Origin of the sequence: Saccharothrix espanaensis DSM 44229 (assembly GCF_000328705.1) — a bacterium.
Lineage (GTDB): Bacteria > Actinomycetota > Actinomycetes > Mycobacteriales > Pseudonocardiaceae > Actinosynnema > Actinosynnema espanaense.
In genome coordinates this window covers 1,975,526-1,993,651 of record NC_019673.1, presented here as the reverse complement: position 1 = coordinate 1,993,651, position 18,126 = coordinate 1,975,526, and the positions used below count along the sequence as shown (strand labels likewise).

The 18,126-nt window shown below is 72.9% G+C and carries 15 protein-coding genes; 2 read left to right on the top strand and 13 right to left on the bottom strand.

The annotated features are described in order from the left end of the window. Positions 1–37: 37 nt before the first annotated feature. The 4 genes from BN6_RS09475 to BN6_RS09460 form a co-directional block, all read right to left on the bottom strand. Positions 38–421, bottom strand: coding sequence for an effector-associated constant component EACC1 (locus tag BN6_RS09475; protein ID WP_015099360.1), 384 nt, complete (start codon positions 419–421; stop codon positions 38–40). Between the two features lie 97 nt (positions 422–518). Continuing rightward, on the bottom strand, positions 519–4,799 hold the full coding sequence (locus BN6_RS09470; protein WP_015099359.1) for a caspase, EACC1-associated type: 4,281 nt from the start codon (positions 4,797–4,799) through the stop codon (positions 519–521). A gap of 95 nt (positions 4,800–4,894) precedes the next feature. Continuing rightward, the gene (locus BN6_RS09465; RefSeq protein WP_041316394.1) at positions 4,895–5,167 is read right to left on the bottom strand and encodes a GlsB/YeaQ/YmgE family stress response membrane protein; all 273 of its coding nucleotides are present in this window, start codon (positions 5,165–5,167) and stop codon (positions 4,895–4,897) included. A 173-nt stretch (positions 5,168–5,340) separates the two neighbouring features. Then, positions 5,341–6,138 (bottom strand): sporulation protein, encoded by a 798-nt coding sequence (locus BN6_RS09460; protein WP_015099357.1) that lies wholly within the window; start codon positions 6,136–6,138, stop codon positions 5,341–5,343. Positions 6,139–6,566: 428 nt separating this feature from the next. On the opposite strand from BN6_RS09460, the gene secA2 reads away from it, so the two are divergent. Next, positions 6,567–8,885 carry an accessory Sec system translocase SecA2 gene (gene secA2, locus BN6_RS09455; protein ID WP_015099356.1) on the top strand — a complete coding sequence of 773 codons (2,319 nt, stop codon included), beginning with the start codon at positions 6,567–6,569 and terminating at the stop codon, positions 8,883–8,885. A 118-nt stretch (positions 8,886–9,003) separates the two neighbouring features. On the opposite strand, the gene BN6_RS09450 is transcribed toward secA2, so the two are convergent. The 4 genes from BN6_RS09450 to BN6_RS09435 form a co-directional block, all read right to left on the bottom strand. After that, positions 9,004–9,261 carry a hypothetical protein gene (locus tag BN6_RS09450; RefSeq protein WP_015099355.1) on the bottom strand — a complete coding sequence of 86 codons (258 nt, stop codon included), beginning with the start codon at positions 9,259–9,261 and terminating at the stop codon, positions 9,004–9,006. 378 nt (positions 9,262–9,639) lie between these two features. Then, a complete protein-coding gene (locus tag BN6_RS09445; protein ID WP_015099353.1) occupies positions 9,640–11,487 on the bottom strand; it encodes a helix-turn-helix domain-containing protein in 1,848 nt (615 codons plus the stop codon). 4 nt (positions 11,488–11,491) lie between these two features. Then, positions 11,492–12,838, bottom strand: coding sequence for an MFS transporter (locus BN6_RS09440; protein ID WP_015099352.1), 1,347 nt, complete (start codon positions 12,836–12,838; stop codon positions 11,492–11,494). A 35-nt stretch (positions 12,839–12,873) separates the two neighbouring features. Continuing rightward, positions 12,874–13,668 carry a 3-hydroxybutyrate dehydrogenase gene (locus tag BN6_RS09435; RefSeq protein ID WP_015099351.1) on the bottom strand — a complete coding sequence of 265 codons (795 nt, stop codon included), beginning with the start codon at positions 13,666–13,668 and terminating at the stop codon, positions 12,874–12,876. A gap of 195 nt (positions 13,669–13,863) precedes the next feature. On the opposite strand from BN6_RS09435, the gene BN6_RS46545 reads away from it, so the two are divergent. Beyond that, complete coding sequence (locus BN6_RS46545; RefSeq protein WP_015099350.1) at positions 13,864–14,112, top strand: hypothetical protein; 249 nt, start codon at positions 13,864–13,866, stop codon at positions 14,110–14,112. Between the two features lie 116 nt (positions 14,113–14,228). Here BN6_RS46545 and BN6_RS09425 read toward each other — a convergent pair whose 3' ends face one another. From BN6_RS09425 to BN6_RS09405, 5 genes are all read right to left on the bottom strand, one after another. Further along, positions 14,229–15,239 (bottom strand): LCP family protein, encoded by a 1,011-nt coding sequence (locus BN6_RS09425; protein ID WP_015099349.1) that lies wholly within the window; start codon positions 15,237–15,239, stop codon positions 14,229–14,231. A gap of 74 nt (positions 15,240–15,313) precedes the next feature. Continuing rightward, positions 15,314–15,703: a DUF3037 domain-containing protein gene (locus tag BN6_RS09420; RefSeq protein WP_015099348.1), complete on the bottom strand. Its 390-nt coding sequence runs from the start codon at positions 15,701–15,703 to the stop codon at positions 15,314–15,316. Beyond that, a complete protein-coding gene (locus BN6_RS09415; RefSeq protein ID WP_041316391.1) occupies positions 15,687–16,490 on the bottom strand; it encodes a HipA family kinase in 804 nt (267 codons plus the stop codon). Before BN6_RS09415 ends, BN6_RS09420 begins: the two co-directional genes overlap by 17 nt. Before the next feature lie 35 nt (positions 16,491–16,525). Then, positions 16,526–16,978, bottom strand: coding sequence for an SRPBCC family protein (locus BN6_RS09410; RefSeq protein ID WP_015099346.1), 453 nt, complete (start codon positions 16,976–16,978; stop codon positions 16,526–16,528). A 349-nt stretch (positions 16,979–17,327) separates the two neighbouring features. Then, complete coding sequence (locus BN6_RS09405) at positions 17,328–18,098, bottom strand: SGNH/GDSL hydrolase family protein (protein WP_015099345.1); 771 nt, start codon at positions 18,096–18,098, stop codon at positions 17,328–17,330. Positions 18,099–18,126 lie beyond the last annotated feature (28 nt).

Here is an 18,126-nt window from a genome sequence, read left to right as displayed (position 1 = left end):
CCCCCGATCCCGCTCGGTCGACGCTGGCCAGATCCGCTCAAGCCGGCCGATCGCCACCCTCGAGCTGCCTCTTCCCGTCCAACGCGGCCACGATCTCGGTGGTGAGGTCGCGCACCGCCGCCGGGTCGAGCTCACGGACCCGCTGCGCGGTCACCTCCACGGTGGACTTCCCGCGGGTCACCTTGACCTTCACGGTGCCACGCCGGTGCCGCAGCCACACCAGGACCGCCCCCGCCACCACGGTCAACGCGCCGCCGGGCGCGAGCGCGACCTCCACCGCCTCGACCACCGGCCCCAGCGCACCCGGTTCCGGCGGACGCGACCGCAGCCGCACCCGACCGCGCAACTCCGCCTCCCCCGTCAACGCCCGGTGCAGGTCGCGCAGGTCGTCCGCCGCGTCCGCAGTCAGCTCAAGATCCATCGACCCGCCCCTCCCCGAACTCATCTGCCCGCCCCTCCGCAGAACTCATCGCCCGCCCCTCCGCACAAGTCACCAACAAGCCAGAAAACCAAAACCATCACTCGGGGCACGACGGTTGCACCGGCACGTCCGGCAGGACCCGTGACCACCCCTGGTCCCCGGCCCCGACCGCCGCGCACACCAGGGTCTTCACCCGCTGTTCGTCGGTGTGCCACAACTGCGCCGTGCGGTCCCACGACCCGGTCGCCAGCACGCCATCGCCGAACGCCACCGCGTACACCGGCCCGCCGTGCCCGATCAGGGTCGCGGTGTCGCGCGGCCGGCGCGGGTCGGTGACGTCCCAGATCTTGGCGGTGCGGTCGTCGGCCCCGGTGGCCAGGGTCTTGCCGCCCGGCCCGAACGCCACCGCGTACACCGGGGCGATGTGCCCCTCCAGCTTCGCCAGCTCGACCGGTCGGGACAGGTCGGCGACATCGGTCAGCCGGGCCGTCTGGTCGGTCGAGGCCGCCGCCAGCACCGTGCCGTCCGGGCTGAACGCGACCCCGTTGACCGGCCCGCTGAAGCCCTTGACGTCCGATCGCAGCACCGGCCGGCGCGGGTCGGTCACGTTCCACAGCTTCGCCGTGCGGTCTTCCGACCCGGTCGCCAAGGTCTGCCCGTCCGGGCTGAACGCGACCGCGAACACGTAGCTGTCGTGGCCTTCCAGCGGCGCGAGGTAGTTGACCTGACGCGGGTAGCGCACGTCCCACAGCCGCGCCGTCCCGTCGCCGGAGACGGTCGCCACGACCGTCCCGTCCGGGTTGAACACCGCCGCTTCGACGCCGTCCCGGTGCCCCTCCAGCACGCCCAGGGCGACCGGGTTCGCCGGGTCGCCCACGTCCCACAGCCGCGCCGTCCGGTCGTCCGACCCGGTCACCAGCAGCCCGCCGTCGGAGCTGAACGCGACCGAGTTCACCGTCCGGTCGTGCCCGGCCCGTTCCGACTTGAGCACCGGGCGACCCGGCGCGGACACGTCCCACAGCCGCGCCACCCCGTCCTCCGAGGCGGTCGCCAGGATCCGCCGGTCCGGGCTGAACGCCACCCCGCGCACGGTGGACCGGTGGCCGCTCAGCGCCGGCAGCAGCGACGCCGGGTGGCTCGGGTCGCCCACGTCCCACAGCTTCACCGTGTGGTCCGCCGACGCGGTCGCCAGCGTGCGGCCGTCCCGGCCGAACGCGACCGCGTTCACCGCGTTGGTGTGCCCCGCCAGGGTGGTCACCACGGCCGGGTGCTCCGGGTCGCGGACGTCCCACAGCCGGGTGGTCTTGTCCGCCGACGCGGTGGCGACGATCGTGCCGTCCTGGCTGAACGCCACCCCGCGCACGACGTCGCCGTGCCCTTCGAGCTTCGAGCGCAGCCGGGGCTCCCCGAGGTCTTCCACGTCCCACAGCCGCACCGTGCGGTCGTTGGACGCGGTGGCCATCAGCCGTCCGCCGGAGCTGAACGCGACCTGCCGGACAGTATCGCCATGACCTTCCACAGTGGACAGTTCCACCGGGTTGTCCGGGTCCGCGGTCTGCCACAGCTTCACCGTGTCGTCGGCGGAGGTGGTGGCCAGCACCGTACCGGCGAACACCAGTCCGCGCACCGACTCCCGGTGACCGCGCAGCTCGCCGCGGGCTGCCCCGGTCCGCGCGTCCCACAGCCGGGCCGTGCCGTCGGCCGAGCCGGTCGCCACGAGCTGCCCGTCCGGGCTGAACGTGACACCGCGCACCGCGTCGGTGTGCTCGTCCAGGTCGGCGATCGGCTTCGGCTCGCGCGGATCGCTGATGTCCCACAGCTTCCCGGTCCGGTCGTTGGAGGCGGTCGCCGCCACCCCGCCCCGGGGGCTCACCGCCACGTCGTAGATGTAGCCGCGATGTCCTTCCAGGGCACCGAGCCGGCGCGGCCGGCGCGGGTCGGTCTCGACGTCCCACAGCAGGCCCTCGTTGTCCTCCGACCCGGTCACCAGCACACCGGACACCGGGTCGAACGCGACGCCGTCGACCGCGCCGGCGTGCCCGGACACCACCGCCGGCACCGGGATGGTCACCGAGCTGAGCAACGCGCTGCGGGCGTCCGCCGTGGGCGCGGTCCGGTACGCCGCGACGCCCAGCCGCATCGCCAGCGTCGGGTCGGTGTGCCGGACGTCCTCCGACGTGCGGGCGACGAGCAGCGACAGCGCCGTGTTGCGGCTCGACTCGGCGGATTCCTGTTGCCGGGCGGCTTCGCGCTGCTGGCCGGTCGCGTACACCGCGGCGGACGCGGCGAGCACCAGCAGCACCAGCAGCACGGCGACCCCGGCCTTGCGCCGCCGCGACTCGGTGCGCCGCCGGCGCGTGCTCGCGGCCAGGAACTCCGCCTCGGCCGCGCCCACCGCGTCGGGCCGCTCCCGCTGCCACGCGCCGACCTCGGCCAGCCGCCCGCCCCGGTAGAGGAACTCCGGGTCGCGGTCGTGCCGCTGCCAGTTCGCCGCCGCCTCGGCCAACTGCTGGCGCACCAGCAGCCCGGCCCGGTCCGCCGCGATCCAGCCGCGCAGCAGCGGCCACGCGCGCAGCAACGCCTCGTGCGCGATCTCCACCGCGTCCTGGTCGACGTTGACCAGCCGGGCCTTCACGAACGCCTCCAGCACCGGCTGGGCCCGATCGTCGGCCACCAGGTCGGCGTGCGGGACGCGCCGGCGCAGCTCGTCGGTGTCGCCGATGCGCACCAGGTTCAGCAGCAACCGCCGGGCCACGTCCCGCTGGTCGGGCTCCAGGGCGTCGTAGACGGCGTCCGCCGTGCGCGCCACGGCCCGCTGGATGCCGCCGGTCTGCTGGTAGCCGGCCAGGCCGAGCCGGTCGCCGTCGCGCTCCTCCCACGTCTTGAGCAGCGCGTGGGACAGCAGCGGCAGCGTGCCCGGCCGGTCGCCCAGGTCGGTCAGCAGCCGTTCCACCAGGCCGGGTTCCAGCTCCAGCCCGGCCTTGCGGGCGGGTTCGGCGATCACGTCCCGCAGCTGCGCCTCGGTCATCGGCGGCACGACCACCGGGCGGCCCAGGGTGGGCAGCAGCTCCGGGTAGCGCGCGCAGTGGCCGAAGTACCCGGCGCGCACGCCCAGCACCACCGGGGTGCGGGACCGCGCCGCGCGGACCAGCGCCCGCACGTAGTCCTGCCGCACCTCCTCGTCGGCGACCGCGGTGAACAGCTCCTCGAACTGGTCCACCACCAGCACCACCCGCTCGCCGGCCGCGCGGGCCTCGGTGCGCAGCCGCACGGCCAGCGCGTCGGGATCGGCCCGCAGCGCGCCGCGCAGCTCGGCCGCCGGGCCCTGGCCCCGGTCCGACAGCCACCGCGCGAGCGGCCCGAACGGGTCCGAACCCGGCGTCACCACCCGGCACGCCCAGCCCGGCAACCGTTCCAGCGACGCCGCCAGGCCGGCCCGCAGCACCGAGGACTTGCCCACCCCGGACGGTCCGAGCACCAGCAGCGGCCCGTCCTCGCCGACCCGCTCCACCAGGTGGCGGGTCAGCTCGTCGCGGCCGAAGAAGTACCCGGCGTCCTCCCGCCGGAAGTACGCCAACCCCCGGTACGGCGGCCGGTCGCCGGTCGTCCGCTCGGCCGACCGGGGCGCGCGCCACGCCGGGTTGGGCGCGAGCCGCCACTGCGGCGAGGCGCCCGTCGCGTACCTCAGGGGACGCGGGTAGCCGCGCTCGGTGAGCCGGCCGGACAGCTCCTCGAAGACGTGCTCCAGGGTGAGCACCGGCGGCCCGAGCGGGTCGCCGCCGTCGAGCAGCCCGACCAGCTCGCCGGAGAACGCGGTGAGCGGGCTGCCCGGCGGTGCCCACGCCGACTCGTCCGCCCCGGCCGACGCCAGCTGGTAGACGCCGTCGCGCACCGACTCGGCCAGCGAGCGGCGCACCGGGTCCACCCCGCCCGCGCGGCCGGCGAAGCAGCAGTCCAGGACCAGCAGCACGGACCGGGCCGGGCAGCGCTCCAGCACATCGCGCAGTTCCGCGTAGCGCAGGGCCCGGTGCTGGACCAGGCCGCGCGACGGGTCGTCGGTGGCGAAGCAGGCCAGGTGCAGGTCGTTGTCCGGGCCGACCACGCCGTGCCCGACGAAGTGCACCAGCAGCGTGCCGGTCGCCCCCTCCGCCGCCTCCAGCAGGCGTTCGCCCAGTTCCCGCGGCCCGGCCGGGTCCAGCAGGACGGTCACGTCGGACTCCGCGGCACCGCAGCGCTCGGTGTAGACGCGGGCCAGTTCGCGGGCGGTGGTCTCGGCGGACGGCACGTCCGGGAGCAGTGAGCCGGCCACGTGCCGCGCGGTGGCCACCACGACGACCCGGGTGCCGGGATCTTCCAGTAGTCCTGCCGGATCGGCCACGCTCTCCCCCTGTCGGCGCGGGAACCGCGGCCAGGATAGGGAAAGGCGGGAGGGCCTTCCAGCGAATCGCCGGAAGGCCCTCCGAAGGGTGCGGACTAGCGGACTTGCCTCTTGCCCCAGAACCCGGCCACCAGGCTCACGCCGACCGCGGCGAGCGCCACCTGCACGATGACCTCGATCCAGTCGATGCCGGGCGTGTCGTCGACCCCGAGCGCGCGGGCCACGAACGTGCCCAGGAAGGCCGCCACGATGCCGACCACGATGGTCAGCCAGATGGGGATGGCCTGCTTGCCCGGTGCCACGAGTTTGCCCAGGAACCCGATGATGAGACCCACGATAAGAGCGCTGATCACGCCGCCGATGCCCACGATGCCTCCTGCGGGTAGGTCGCCTTCGAAGAAGTCCCCGACCGCGCCGAGGGCCTCGCCGACAATCATCGCACCGAACACGCCGGCCGCAGCCCCTGCGACGGCACGACCCGCACCGATTCCACCGCCGGGGCGACCGGCGTGGCGGCCGCCGCGGTGTCCGCCGTGTCTCCCTACAGGCCGTGACCGTGCGAAGATCGCCTTCCGGAGACCTTGTCCATCCACTGGTGCAGGACCCCGGCCCAGTCCGTGCGGATCACCTCATCGTGCGACATGGCGAAGTGCCCGAACGTGTCGCCGCCCTGCCGGAACAGGCCGCCGCGCCGGTCCGCCTCCAGCACCACGTACAGGTGGTGCGGGTCGGCGACGAAGGTCAGCTCGATCTGGCTGATCTTGCCGAGGAACTGCTGCGGGGGCAGGAACTCGATCTCCTGGTAGAACGGCAGCTGCTGCGGCACGCCGTGGATGCGGCCCTGCTCGGAGTCCGCGCGGGTGAACCGGAAGCCCAGCGCGCCGAACGCGTTGAGGACGTGCTCCTGGGAGCGGATCGGGTGCACGGCGACCGGGTCGAGGTCGCCGGGGTCGACCGCGCCGCGCACCTCCAGCTCCGTGCGCAGGCCCATCGTCATGCCGTGCAGCGGGGTGCCGTGCACGACGGTCAGCGGGGTCTCCAGCGGCACCGGGAACTGGAACGGCAGCGCGAGGCGCTGGCCGGGGCCGACCTGGACGTTCCGGGCGACGACCGCTCGGGCGAACTCGACGTTGCGGTTGTGCTCGTTGTCGCCGCTCTCCACCTCGACCCTGGTGACCAGCGCGAGCTTGACCTCGTCGATGTCGGCGGGGTGGTCGCCGCCGGCGATGCGGACCTCGCCGGTGAGCAGCTCGCCGGGACGCACGTTGGGGTTGGTCAGCACCGTGTCCACGGACGGACCGCCGACTCCGAACGCGCGCAACATCCTCTTGAACACCACGGTGGTCCTCCTGGGTGGGGCAGTGCGGTCGACGTCCTGAAGTGGAATTGCCCAAAGGACGCCTCACCCCGGGCATCGGTTCCGCCTGGCACAACGCTAAGCACATCCGACCTTATGTGACTGCCATCACACACTCCTGGCCTAGCCGCCTCACGCTCCGCAACAACGCCCTCATCCTGATTCCCGGACCTCGATCCCCGGACCTCGAACTCCGGCATTCTGACTTCGAACCGGAACTCCGCACCGAACGGACCGAACCCCCGGCCGCGCCGCGACCGGACCGAGCGAACCCGCGACGACCTGGCGTAGTTCTGGTGTCACACTGCGCATCCACCACCCGGACCGGCCAACAGAGACGGGCTGTCCACCGTGAACAGTCAAACGGGTGACGTGCGGAACGTTGCCGACGTGCCGTACGTTGCGGTGCCGTGACCACTCTCCTGGGACGGTTCAAGCAGCGGCTGCGCCGGTTCGCGCAGAAGCCCGGCTCCGCCGACCTCACGCCGTACCGCAAGCTGCTCGTCGAGGTGAACGAGCAGGCGGACCGCGTGAGCGCGCTCAGCGACGCGGAGCTGACCGAGGCGGCGGCGGCACTGCGGGAGAAGTCCGACTTCGGACGCCCCGAGCTGGTCGAGGTCTGCGCGCTGGGGCGCGAGGCCGCGGACCGCGCGCTCGGGCTGCGCCCGTTCGACGTGCAGATCCTCGGTGCGCTGGGCCTGCTCGAAGGCCACGTCGTGGAGATGGCCACCGGTGAGGGCAAGACGCTGTCCGGCGCGATCGCCGCCGCCGGGTTCGCGCTGCGCGGCGACCACGTGCACGTGGTCTCGGTCAACGACTACCTGGCCCAGCGCGACGCCGAGTGGATGGGCCCGCTGTACGAGCTGCTCGGCGTGTCCGTCGGCTGGCTCAACCAGAGCAGCAAGCCCGAGGAGCGCCGCTCCGCCTACGAGGCCGAGGTCACCTACGCCTCGGTGTCCGAACTCGGCTTCGACGTGCTGCGCGACCGGCTGGCCACCGACGAGGTCGACCGGATCGTGCCCGCGCCGCGCGTCGCCCTGGTCGACGAGGCCGACTCGGTGCTGGTGGACGAGGCCCGCGTGCCGCTCGTGCTGGCCGGCTCCACCGCCGGCCCCGCGGTCGACCCGGCGCTCGCCGACCTGGTCAAGCGGCTGCGCCGCGACCTGCACTTCGAGGTGGACGACGAGGAGCGCAACGTCTACCTGACCGGCGCGGGCTCCGAGCTGGTCGAACGCGCCCTGGGCGGCATCGACCTGTACTCCGACGAGCACGTGTCGACCACGCTGAGCAAGGTCAACGTCGCCCTGCACGCCCAGGTCCTGCTGCACCGCGACGTCGACTACATCGTCCGCGACGGCAAGGTCCACCTGATCAACGACACCCGCGGCCGGATCGCGAAGCTCCAGCGCTGGCCGGACGGCCTGCAGGCGGCGGTCGAGGCCAAGGAGGCGGTGGCCACCACCGACTCCGGCGAGGTGCTCGACTCGATCACCGTGCAGGCGCTGCTCAGCCGCTACCCCACGGTGTGCGGCATGACCGGCACCGCGGTCGCCGTGGCCGAGCAGCTGCGCGACTTCTACCAGCTCGAGGTCCTGGTCATCCCGGCGAACGTGGAGTGCGTCCGGGAGGACGAGGCACCCCGGCTCTACACGACGCTGGAGCTCAAGGAAGCCGCCATCGTCGCGGAGATCAAGGCCGTCCACGAGACCGGCCGGCCGATCCTGGTCGGCACGCTGGACGTGGCCGAGTCCGAGCGGCTGTCCCGCAAGCTCGCCGAGGCCGGCCTGGAGTGCGTGGTCCTCAACGCGAAGAACGACGCCGAGGAAGCCTCGATCATCGCCGACGCGGGCTCGTTCGAGCGGGTCACCGTGTCCACCCAGATGGCCGGCCGCGGCACCGACATCCGGCTCGGCGGGCACGACTCGACCGACCGCGAGCGGATCGCCGAACTGGGCGGCCTCTACGTGATCGGCACCGGCCGGCACTCGTCGTCGCGGCTGGACGACCAGCTGCGCGGTCGCGCCGGCCGGCAGGGCGACCCCGGCGGCTCGGTGTTCTTCTCCTCGTTGCAGGACGACCTGGTCACCCAGTACGTGCCCGACCACGACGAGCCCGCCGAGGTCGAGGACGACGGCCGGGTGGTCGACACCGGCACGCTGCACGCCGTCGAGCACGGGCAGCGCGTGGCCGAGGGCGTGCACCTGGAGATCCACCGCAACACGTGGCGCTACAACAAGCTGATCGAGCACCAGCGCACGCTGATGCTGGAGTACCGCGACCAGCTGCTGACCACCGACAAGGCGTGGGAGGAGCTGGCGAAGCGCAAGCCCGAGCGGGCCGCGGAGCTGGCCGAGCTGGACCGCGAGGTGCTGGTGGAGGCGGCCCGGCTGATCGCGCTGCACCACCTCGACCAGCGGTGGAGCGACCACCTGACGTTCCTCACCGACCTGCGCGAGGGCATCCACCTGCGGGCGCTGGCGCGGCAGAACCCGCTCGACGAGTTCCACCGCGAGGCGATCCCGGCCTACCACAAGATCGTGCCGGACGCGTGGGACGAGGCGGAGGAGACCTTCGCCAAGGTGGAGATCGACGAGGAGGGCGCCCACCTGGCCGCGGCCGGCGTGCAGCGACCGAACACCACGTGGACCTACCTGGTCAACGACAACCCGTTCTCCTCCGGCTTGGAGGAGACCTTCAAGGGCCTGGTGAAACTGGTGCGCCGCCGCTGAGCACGCTTCCGCCGCGGCCACGCACCCGTCCGGTCCTCGCCCAGCCGCGGCCACGCACCCGTCCAGCCTCGACCGGCCGCACCCGGGCACCCGTCAGGCCACGTTCAGCGCACCCGGCTCACAGCACGGGTGCGCTGAGCTGGGCGGTCTCCACGGACTCGGCCTGACGGGGCAGCGTGGCGGGTCTGGCCGCCACCACCTGCTCGGTGAGCGCGCGGATCTCCGCGAGGATGTCCAGGTGCTCCTGGGACGGGGGCGGGCCCACCAGGTTCGAGTGGTTGAACGCCGTGCGTTCAGCGCGGCGGGCCAGGTTCCGGATGCGCCGGATCAGGTCCGACTCCCGGTCGGTGGGCGTAGAGCGCCGTTGCTCAGTCACCCCGGAAGCGTTCACCTCACGCCGGGTGAAGGTAAATCACCTGGTAGTGCGAACTTCGCTGGGTCATCTCAGCTACCCGCGCTTACCCGGTCGAAACGCCACCTTCGGGCTACTCAAGCCCCCTTTGGTGCGCCGGATGCCAGCTCGCGCACACGTTCACGCACGCGTGCAAGGCGTTGTACTGCCGCATTGCCGAGGCGCACCGCCGAGCCGCCCGGTTGGCCGTGCCCCGTATCGGTGACGACGCCGGCTTGCCACATCGGTGACCCGTTGTCGTCCCGGTACACCGCACGGGGGTAACCCACCTCGGTGTCGGGTCGCGCCGTGGACTGCGCACCGACCTGAACGACCCGGAGGACACCGTCAACCACCCGCACGTCATCCCAGGACTTTCAGCAGCCGCAACGCCAACTGGACCTCCAGCACCCGCTCCGGCGACTGCCAGTCGTCGCCGAGCAGGCTGGCCACCCGGTCCAGCCGCTGCACGACCGTGTTCACGTGCACATGCAGCTCTTCCTTGGCACGACTGAGGTTCGCCCCGCACCCGAAGTACGCGGTGACCGTGCGCACCAGCTCGGTCCCGCGACTCGCGTCGTAGTCCAGCAACGGCCCCAGAGTCGCCCGCACGTACCCGCCGACGTCCGCGCGGTCGCCCAGCAGCACGCCCACGAAACCCAGCTCCCCCAACGTTCCCCCGGCTCCACGCCGGTCCAGGACGAGCAACGCGCGCAGGCACCGGGCGGCTTCGGCGTGCGCCGCGGCCACCTCGCCCGGCCCGGCGGCGGGCCCGCCCGCGCCCACGGTGACCGGCAGCCCCACCGCCTTGCCCAGGACCCGGGCCGTGTCCCGCGCCGCGCCGGACAGGTCTTCTCCCGGCAGCACCAGCACGACGTGTTCGCCGTGCACCCCGGCCAATCCACGGCACCCGGACGCGTAGTGCGCCGCCGCTGCCGCCAGCCGGTCGCGCGGACCGTCCGCGACCAGCACCACGTGCCGCGCGCCCAGCTCCACGCCCACCCGGCGGGCCCGCGCGCTCAACGCCACCGGGTCCGCCACGACCACGCCCAGCAGGTCGGTGATCAGCTCGCCGCGCACCTTGTTCTCCGCCTCGGCGACCGTGCGGCGCAACAGCAGCAGCAGGGCCGTGACGACGGCCGCGCGCTCGAACAGCCGGCGGTCGGCGTCCACGAGGTCGGGGCGGTCGGAGAGGGTGATGCTGCCCAGCAGTTCCCGGCCGGCGAGCACCGCGCACACCCACGTCCCGTCCTGCGGCACGGCCCGCCCGCCCGCGCGGGAGGAGTTCACCGCGGCGCGGTGCACGACGGCGGCGGTGCCGGTGCGGGCGAGTTCGACACCGTCGCTGTCGTGCACCGCGATCCCGCCGGCGAGCACCTCCGCCACGGCCGCCGCCACCTCCGGCACGTCCGCGCCGCGCAGCACCAGGTCGGTGAGCCGGTCGTGGGCGTCCTCGGCGCGGCGCATGGCCTCGTTGTGCGAGCGGATCGTCTCGCCGGCCGCGCGGGTCTCCTCCAGCAGGTGCGCGGTGTCCAGGGCGATCGCGGCGTGGTCGGCCAGCGACGACAGCAGCGCCACCTCGTCGGGCGGGAACTGGCGGGGCGACCGGTTGGCCGCGTAGAGCACGCCGATCACCCGGCGGTCCAGCTTGAGCGGCACGCCCAGGATCGCGACCAGGCCCTCCTCGCCGACGGCGGTGTCGATCGCGGCGGTGTGGTGGAACCGGTCGTCGGCGGCGTAGTCGGCGGTCACGTACGGCTGGGCGGTCTGCGCGACCAGTCCGCCGAGCCCGTCGCCCAGGCCGAGCCGCAGGCGCTGGAACCGCACCGAGATCGAGCCGTCGGTGACCCGCATGTACGTGCCGCGCTCGTCGGGCTGGTTCATGCTCAGGTACGCGATGTCGGCCCCGAGCAGCATCCGGGCGCGGCGCACGATCGAGCGCAGCACGCCGTCCGGGTCGCGCGCGCCCGCCAGGTCGCCCGCGGTGTCGAACAGCGCCTCCAGCTCGGCTTCCCGGCGGCGGTGCGCGGTGAGCGTGCGGCGGATCTTCAACGCCTGCTCGGTGGCGCGGCCGACGCGGTCCAGCGCCGCGTCCCGCGCGCCCGCCGCACGCGCCGCGGGGAGCACCCGGGCCAGCCGTTCGCTGCTCGCGTCGTCCGCCAGCAGGTCCAACAGCTCCAGCAGGTGCTCCACCGCGTCCGCCTCGCTCATGCGGTCATGCTGACACCGTCGCGCGGTCGGTGTCGGTCCGGCTCAGCGAGGTGCCCCGGGTCTCCCGGGACGCGACGACCGCGATCACCGTCAGCACGCACATCCCCAGCACGTACAGCACGATCGGGAACGAGCTGCCGAAGTCGCGCAGCAGGGCGGTGGCGATGATCGGGGCCAGCGCGCCCGCCGCGATCGAGGCGAGCTGGTAGCCGATCGACGCGCCCGAGTAGCGGACCTTCGTGCCGAACAGCTCGGAGAAGAACGCGGCCTGCGGCCCGTACATCGCGCCGTGCAGCACCAGCCCGACCGTGACCGCGAGGGTGACCGGCAGGAACGACTTCAGGTCCAGCAGCCAGAAGAACGGGAACATCCACGCGCCGACGCCGACCGCGCCGATCAGGTACGTGGCCCGGCGGCCGATCCGGTCCGACAGCGCGCCCCACAGCGGGATGGCGACCAGGTGGGCGACCGACCCGATCAGCACCGCGTTGAGGCCCGTGGAGCGGGGCAGGCCGAGCGACGTGGTGACGTAGACCAGGATGAACGCGGTGATCACGTAGTAGGAGACGTTCTCCGCCATGCGCGCGCCCATCGCGATCAGCACCTCGCGCCAGTTCTCGCGCAGCACCGTGACGACCGGCGGACGTTCCCTCACCGCGCCCTGCTCCGCCTCCTTCGCCCGCGCTTTCGCCTGCGCCTCGAGGAAGATCGGCGATTCGGTGACGCTCAACCGGATCCACAGGCCGATCAGCACCAGCACGCCGGACAGCAGGAACGGCACCCGCCACCCCCACGACAGGAACGCCTCGTCGCTCTGCACGGCCGCCAGGACCGCGAGCACGGCGATCGCCAGCAGGTTGCCCATCGGCGCGCCGGCCTGTGGCCACGACGCCCAGAACCCGCGCCGCTCGGCGCTGCCGTGCTCGGACACGATCAGCACCGCGCCGCCCCACTCGCCGCCCAGCGCGAACCCCTGCACCAGCCGCAGCAACGTCAGCAGCAGCGGCGCGCCGACACCGATCGCGGCGTAGGTGGGCAGCAGGCCCATCGCGAACGTCGCGCCGCCCATCAGGAACAGGCTGAGCACGAGCAGCTTCTTGCGGCCCAGCTTGTCGCCGAAGTGCCCGAACACCAGGCCACCGAGCGGTCGGGCGAGGAACCCGATGGCGTAGGTGAGAAACGCCAGCAGCGTGCCGGTCAGCTCGTCCTCGTTGGGGAAGAACAACTTGTTGAACACCAACGCGGCCGCGCTGCCGTACAAGAAGAAGTCGTACCACTCGATGGTGGTTCCCACGAGACTTCCGATGACGACCTTGGCGAAACCGGGCTTGGGCGGAGCGGCGTTGCTCATGGCGGGTCACCACTTCATTTCCGGGGGACGGGTTTCTACCGGGCGGTCCAGCCACCGTCGATCGTGAAGCTGGAGCCGGTGACGTGGCGGGCCGTGGCACCGCACAGCCAGCGGACCAGGTCGGCCACCTCGTGCGGTTCCACCAGTTCCTTGACCGCGTGCCGGGTCAGCAGGACGTCGGCGAGCACGCGGTGCGGGTCGATGCCGTGCGCTTCGGCCTGGCTCGTGAGCTGGTCCTCCACCAACGGGGTGCGCACGTAGCCGGGGCTCACGCAGTTGCTGGTGACCCCGTGTTCCGCGCCTTCCAGCGCGAGCACCTTGCTCAGCCCTTCCAGGCCGTGCTTGGCCGTGACGTAGGCGGATTTGAACGCGCTGGCGCGCCGGCCGTGGACGCTGGAGACGTGCACGAGCCGGCCCCACCGCTGCCGGCGCATGTGCGGCAGCACGTGGCGGGCGAGCAGGAACGGCGCGGTGACCATGACCCGTTGCAGCAGCGCGAACTTCTCCGGCGGGAACTCGTGCACCGGGGCCACGTGCTGTAGGCCAGCGTTGTTGACCAGCACGTCGACGGCGGTCGGGAGGGTTCGGGTCGGGTCGTCGTCGGCGAGGTCGACCACGTGCGCCGTGCCGCCGATCTCGTCGGCGACGGCGGTGACCGCCTCGTCCCGGTCGACCAGGTGGACCCGCGCGCCCGCCTCGGCCAGCGCGGCGGCGCACGCCCGCCCGATCCCGCTGCCCGCGCCGGTGACCAGCGCCGTGCGGCCGGCGAGTTCCCCACCGGTGGCGGCCGTTCCGGGCCGGCTCGGGTTGTGACCCGGGACACTGTTCATGGGCAGCAACGCTAGGTCGCACGCACCACCGCGCCCATGTCGGCACCGCACACAACCTGCGGGTATGGGATGTGTTTAGCCAACAGTTAGCGACACACGCCCCGAGTTGGCGGATACCAGGTGAAGTGGACACCGCGCCGCGAGTAGGCTGCTTTGGTCCGATCGGGGGACGAACCAGACTGTGGGGGTTACCAAGTGTCACTCACGCCGATCTACGACGACCTGCTGCGCGAGTTCGAGGGCATCATCGAGGCCAGCGCGGCCGTCGAGGCAGCGGACATCGTCGCGGCCGCCGAGGTGGACGCCGTCGTGGAGGTCGTGGCGGACGCCACCCCAGCCGCCGCCACCCCAAGCGACGCCACCCCAAGCGACACCACCTCAGCCGACGCCACTGGGGCAGTCGCCACCGCGGCCGACGCCGCACCCGCCGAAGCGGCGGGCTGATCGGGTTCGACCAGGGGGTCCAGAACGCGAACGGCGCTGTTTCCGGGGGGCGGAAACAGCGCCGACGTCGTTGTGGCGGAAGGCGGCGGGACCCCGGGGGGAGACCCGCCCGGCCGCTAGCCCGGCTGCTGGAGCAGGTCCGACGGCACCGGCTCGTCCTTCTCCAGCGCACCGAACAGGCGCAGCGCGTTCGTCCGGTCCCACTGCACGACCGACCCCGCGCCCGGCACGGTCGGCGTGCCGCCCACCGGCACCGTCACGTTGTCCACGCCGCCGCCCATGCCGAACGCCATCCCGGCCAGGTGGTGCAGGTGGTCGCCCTCGTTGACCGAGATCGAGTCGGTGGAGGCGAACAGCAGCGGGAACGCCTTGAACGGGTTGATCAGGGTGCCGACGCTGGTCGCCTTGTCCGACAGCGCGGACAGGAACTCGCGCTGGTTCTGCACCCGCTGGAGGTCGGCCGTGGCGAACGCCCGGGTCCGCACGAAGCCCAGCGCCTGAGCGCCGTTCAACTCCTGGCAGCCCGGCTGGAGGTCCAGGCCCGCCAGCGGGTCGTTCATCGGCTCCTTGATGCACAGGTCGACACCGCCGACGGCGTCCACGATGCCCGCGAACCCGCCGAAGCCGATCTCCATGTAGTGGTCGATGCGCAAACCCGTCGCGCCTTCGACGGTCTGCGCCAGCAGCGACGGGCCGCCGAACGCGAACGCCGCGTTGATCTTGTTCTTGCCGTTGCCCGGGATGTCCACATAGGAGTCCCGAGGAACGCTCACCAGAGTGGACTTCCCGGAACCCGAAGGGATGTGCAGGATCATGATGGTGTCCGTGCGGCGACCACCCGCGTCCCCGGTGGACAGGTCGGCCTTCTGCTCCTCGGTCAGGTCGTCGCGCGCGTCGGACCCGACCAGCAGCCAGTTGGTGCCGGGCGTGTCGGCGGGCCTGCCCTCGTAGTCGGGCAGGGCGTCGATGCGGCGCAGCGACGAGTCGACGTAGACCCACATGCCGACCGCGAAGGCCAGCAACAGCACCAAGATGGCCGCGATGATCCGGCCGACGCGCGGTTTGCGGCGCTTCGGCGCGGGCCGGTAGCCCCTCTGCTGGTAGCCCTGGTGGTAGCCGGCGCTCATGTCAGCGACCCCGATCCCGTGTGTGGACAACTGCTCGCACCTAAAGACGCGGTGTGAGGCGAGAGGTTGCCAGCCTAGTGCTCGGGCGGCAGCACGAGGGTGCGCAGGAGGTGCTCCAGCGCCGCCTCCGGGTCGTCGGTCAGGCCGGTGTGCGCGGGCGAGGTCTGGATGATCGTGCTGCGCGGCGCGGTCAGCCAGCGGAACCGCTGGCCGGGCGTCGTCCGCGACACCGGGCCCGCCTCCGCGCGGCCGGCGCAGGAGACCCCGAGGTGCTCCAGGTTCGCCTTGAGCAGCTCGACGTCGAGGAACGGGTCCAGCGCGCGCAGGCGCTGCTCGTCGACGTGCACGCGGGCGCCCAGGAAGCCCAGCGGCGCGCAGTAGACCAGCACGCCGACGTTGACGAACTCGCCGCGCTCCTGCCGGGGCACCGCGCGCAGCAGCGCGTACTCAAACACGTGCGGCACGGGCGGCCTCCAGGGCGTCCACCCAGGCGCGCGGCTGCGCCAGGCGGGTCGTGAAGAACTGGGTGTACGCGGCGCGGACCGCCTCCGGCGACCCGTACGCCTCGTCCTGCGCGAGCCACTGGTCGGGCACCAGCGCCAGCACCTCGCGCAGCAGCTCGGGGGTGATCTTCGCGGACAGCTCGGCGTCGACCTCGGCCAGGGGGCCGGCGAAGGGCAGCATCAGGTGGTCGGCGGCGTCGAACCGGTAGCTCGCGGCCGGGAACCGCTCCGGCGTCCACGAGTGGTGGAAGTACAGCGCGGCGCCGTGGTCGATCAGCCACAGCTCGCGGTGCCACAGCAGCGTGTTCGGGTTGCGCCAGCTGCGGTCGACGTTGAGGGTCAGGGCGTCGAGCCAGAGCAGCCGGGTCGCGAGGTCGGTCGACGGCTCGCGCACCACCGGGTTGTAGTCGAACGAGCCGGGCAGGTAGTCCAGCCCCAGGTTCACGCCCCCGCTGGCCCGCAGCAGCTCCTGCACCTCCTGGTCGGGCTCGGCGCGGGCCAGCTCGGGGTCCAGCTCCACCAGGACGATCTCGGGCACCCGGAAGCCCAGCCGCCGGGCCAGCTCGCCCACCACGATCTCGGCGACCAGGGCCTTCACCCCCTGGCCCGCGCCGCGGAACTTGAGCACGTACATGCCGAGGTCGTCGGCCTCGACCAGACCCGGCAGCGAGCCGCCCTCCCGGAAGGGGGTGACGTAGCGGGTGGCCGCGACCGTGCGCAGCCCGTTCGTGGCGTTCACGCCGGGCATCATCGCCGGTCGCGGCCGATCACCGCCAACGGGTTCTAGACGGCGGCCGCGTAGCCGGCGAGGATCCGACCCCACCCGCCCTCGCCGCCGACGCCGCCCTCCACCTGCCGCGCGGCCACGACGTGCCGGTCGAAGCCGCGGTGCACGAGCTGGACGACGGTCGTGTCACCCGTCGCGGTGAACGTGATCTCCACCTCACTGGCGTGCGCGGGGTCGGGGTCGTGGTCCCACTCGCCGTCGAGGTGCCAGGACAGCAGCAGCCGGGTGGGTGGCCGGTAGGCCAGCACGCGGCCCCAGTCGCACTCGCGGCCGTCCACGCCGCGCTCGAACCACCGGCCGCCGACGACCGGCTCCACGACCACGTCGGCGAGGTCGGCCTCGCCCACGTGGTGGCCGGCGGGCCACCAGGTGGCGAACTTCGCCACGAACACCTCGAAGGCCCGTTCCGGCGCCGCGGCCACGGTGACCGACCGGCGGACTTCTGTCATGACTCCTCCTCGACGGCGCGCGCGAACGCGGCCAGTGCCCGGCCTTGGATCTCGTCGAAGCAGTCGCGCGGCACCCGCCGCGTCCACCGGGTCGACCCGGTGGACGCGGCGGGTGCCGACCGCTTCGTCCCGCACCAGTCGTCCGCCCTTGCGCACCCCGAGGTGCCGGGAGACCGCCGGCCTGCTCACCGGCAGGCCGGCGGCGAGGTCCCCGACCGACAGCGGCCCGGCGGTGAGCCGTTCGCCAGATCATCCGCCGGGCCGGGTCGCCCGGTGCCGCGACGGCTTGGTGGGTCGTCACGAACGGCAAGTCGGGACTTGCCGAAAGGTGGTGGTCAACGCCTCGCGGTCACGACCTCGAAGCCGAGGCCCGGGTCGGGACCTCGGGGGCCACCCGCTCCAGCACCGGCAGGTAGCCGGACCGGTGCCCGGTCGCGTTCGGGTGGTAGGAGTGGCTGACCGGGATGGACACGCTGTTCACCCACGGGTCGCGACCGCACACGCCGTGCCCCGCAAACGTTTCCCTCACGTCGCCGAAGGTGAACCCGGACGAGCCGGCCCACTCCTCCACCGTCTCGTCGAGCAGGTCCGCCGCCCGGTTGAGCGCCACCCGCTGGTTGGGCGTCATCAGGCACAGGCCGCCGCCCGGCTCGAACAGCCTCGGGTAGCCGAGCACCACCACCGGCGCGGACGTCCGCGCGCGCACCGCCTGCTCCACCCGGCCGAGCCGGGCGGGCAGCTCGTCGCGGATGAACCGCTCGGCGGTCACCACCCGCGCCTCGCAGGTCGAGTCCGAGCCCAGCGCGCAGGTCTTCATCACGTCGGCGAAGCCCGCGTCGTTGCCGCCCACGGTCACCGTGACCAGCGACGTCTCCGGCGTGATCCGCGAGGTCTGCTCGACCACCTCGACGGTCGTCGCCCCGGTGCACGCGGCGAAGACCAGCGACAGGCCGCGCGCCGCGGCGAACAGTTCGGGATGGGCGGCGGGGCTGCGCCCGCACCCCTCCCGGTGGGCGCCGACCCCCGCCGCGTAGGAGTCGCCGAGTGCGACGTACTCCGGAGCGACGGGGGTCGGCGCGGGGATCAGTGCCGCCACCATCAGTGCTGCCACCAGGTTCATGCGTCCGGCGTACCACTGTGGACGGTGG

Bases quoted from the DNA above. Each gene is read 5' to 3' on its own strand.
- BN6_RS09475 (WP_015099360.1), bottom strand. From the start codon at position 421: ATGGATCTTGAGCTGACTGCGGACGCGGCGGACGACCTGCGCGACCTG.
- BN6_RS09445 (WP_015099353.1), bottom strand. From the start codon at position 11,487: ATGAGCGAGGCGGACGCGGTGGAGCACCTGCTGGAGCTGTTGGACCTG.
- BN6_RS09440 (WP_015099352.1), bottom strand. From the start codon at position 12,838: ATGAGCAACGCCGCTCCGCCCAAGCCCGGTTTCGCCAAGGTCGTCATC.
- BN6_RS09435 (WP_015099351.1), bottom strand. From the start codon at position 13,668: ATGAACAGTGTCCCGGGTCACAACCCGAGCCGGCCCGGAACGGCCGCC.
- BN6_RS09425 (WP_015099349.1), bottom strand. From the start codon at position 15,239: ATGAGCGCCGGCTACCACCAGGGCTACCAGCAGAGGGGCTACCGGCCC.
- BN6_RS09415 (WP_041316391.1), bottom strand. From the start codon at position 16,490: ATGCCCGGCGTGAACGCCACGAACGGGCTGCGCACGGTCGCGGCCACC.
- BN6_RS09410 (WP_015099346.1), bottom strand. From the start codon at position 16,978: ATGACAGAAGTCCGCCGGTCGGTCACCGTGGCCGCGGCGCCGGAACGG.
- BN6_RS09405 (WP_015099345.1), bottom strand. From the start codon at position 18,098: ATGAACCTGGTGGCAGCACTGATGGTGGCGGCACTGATCCCCGCGCCG.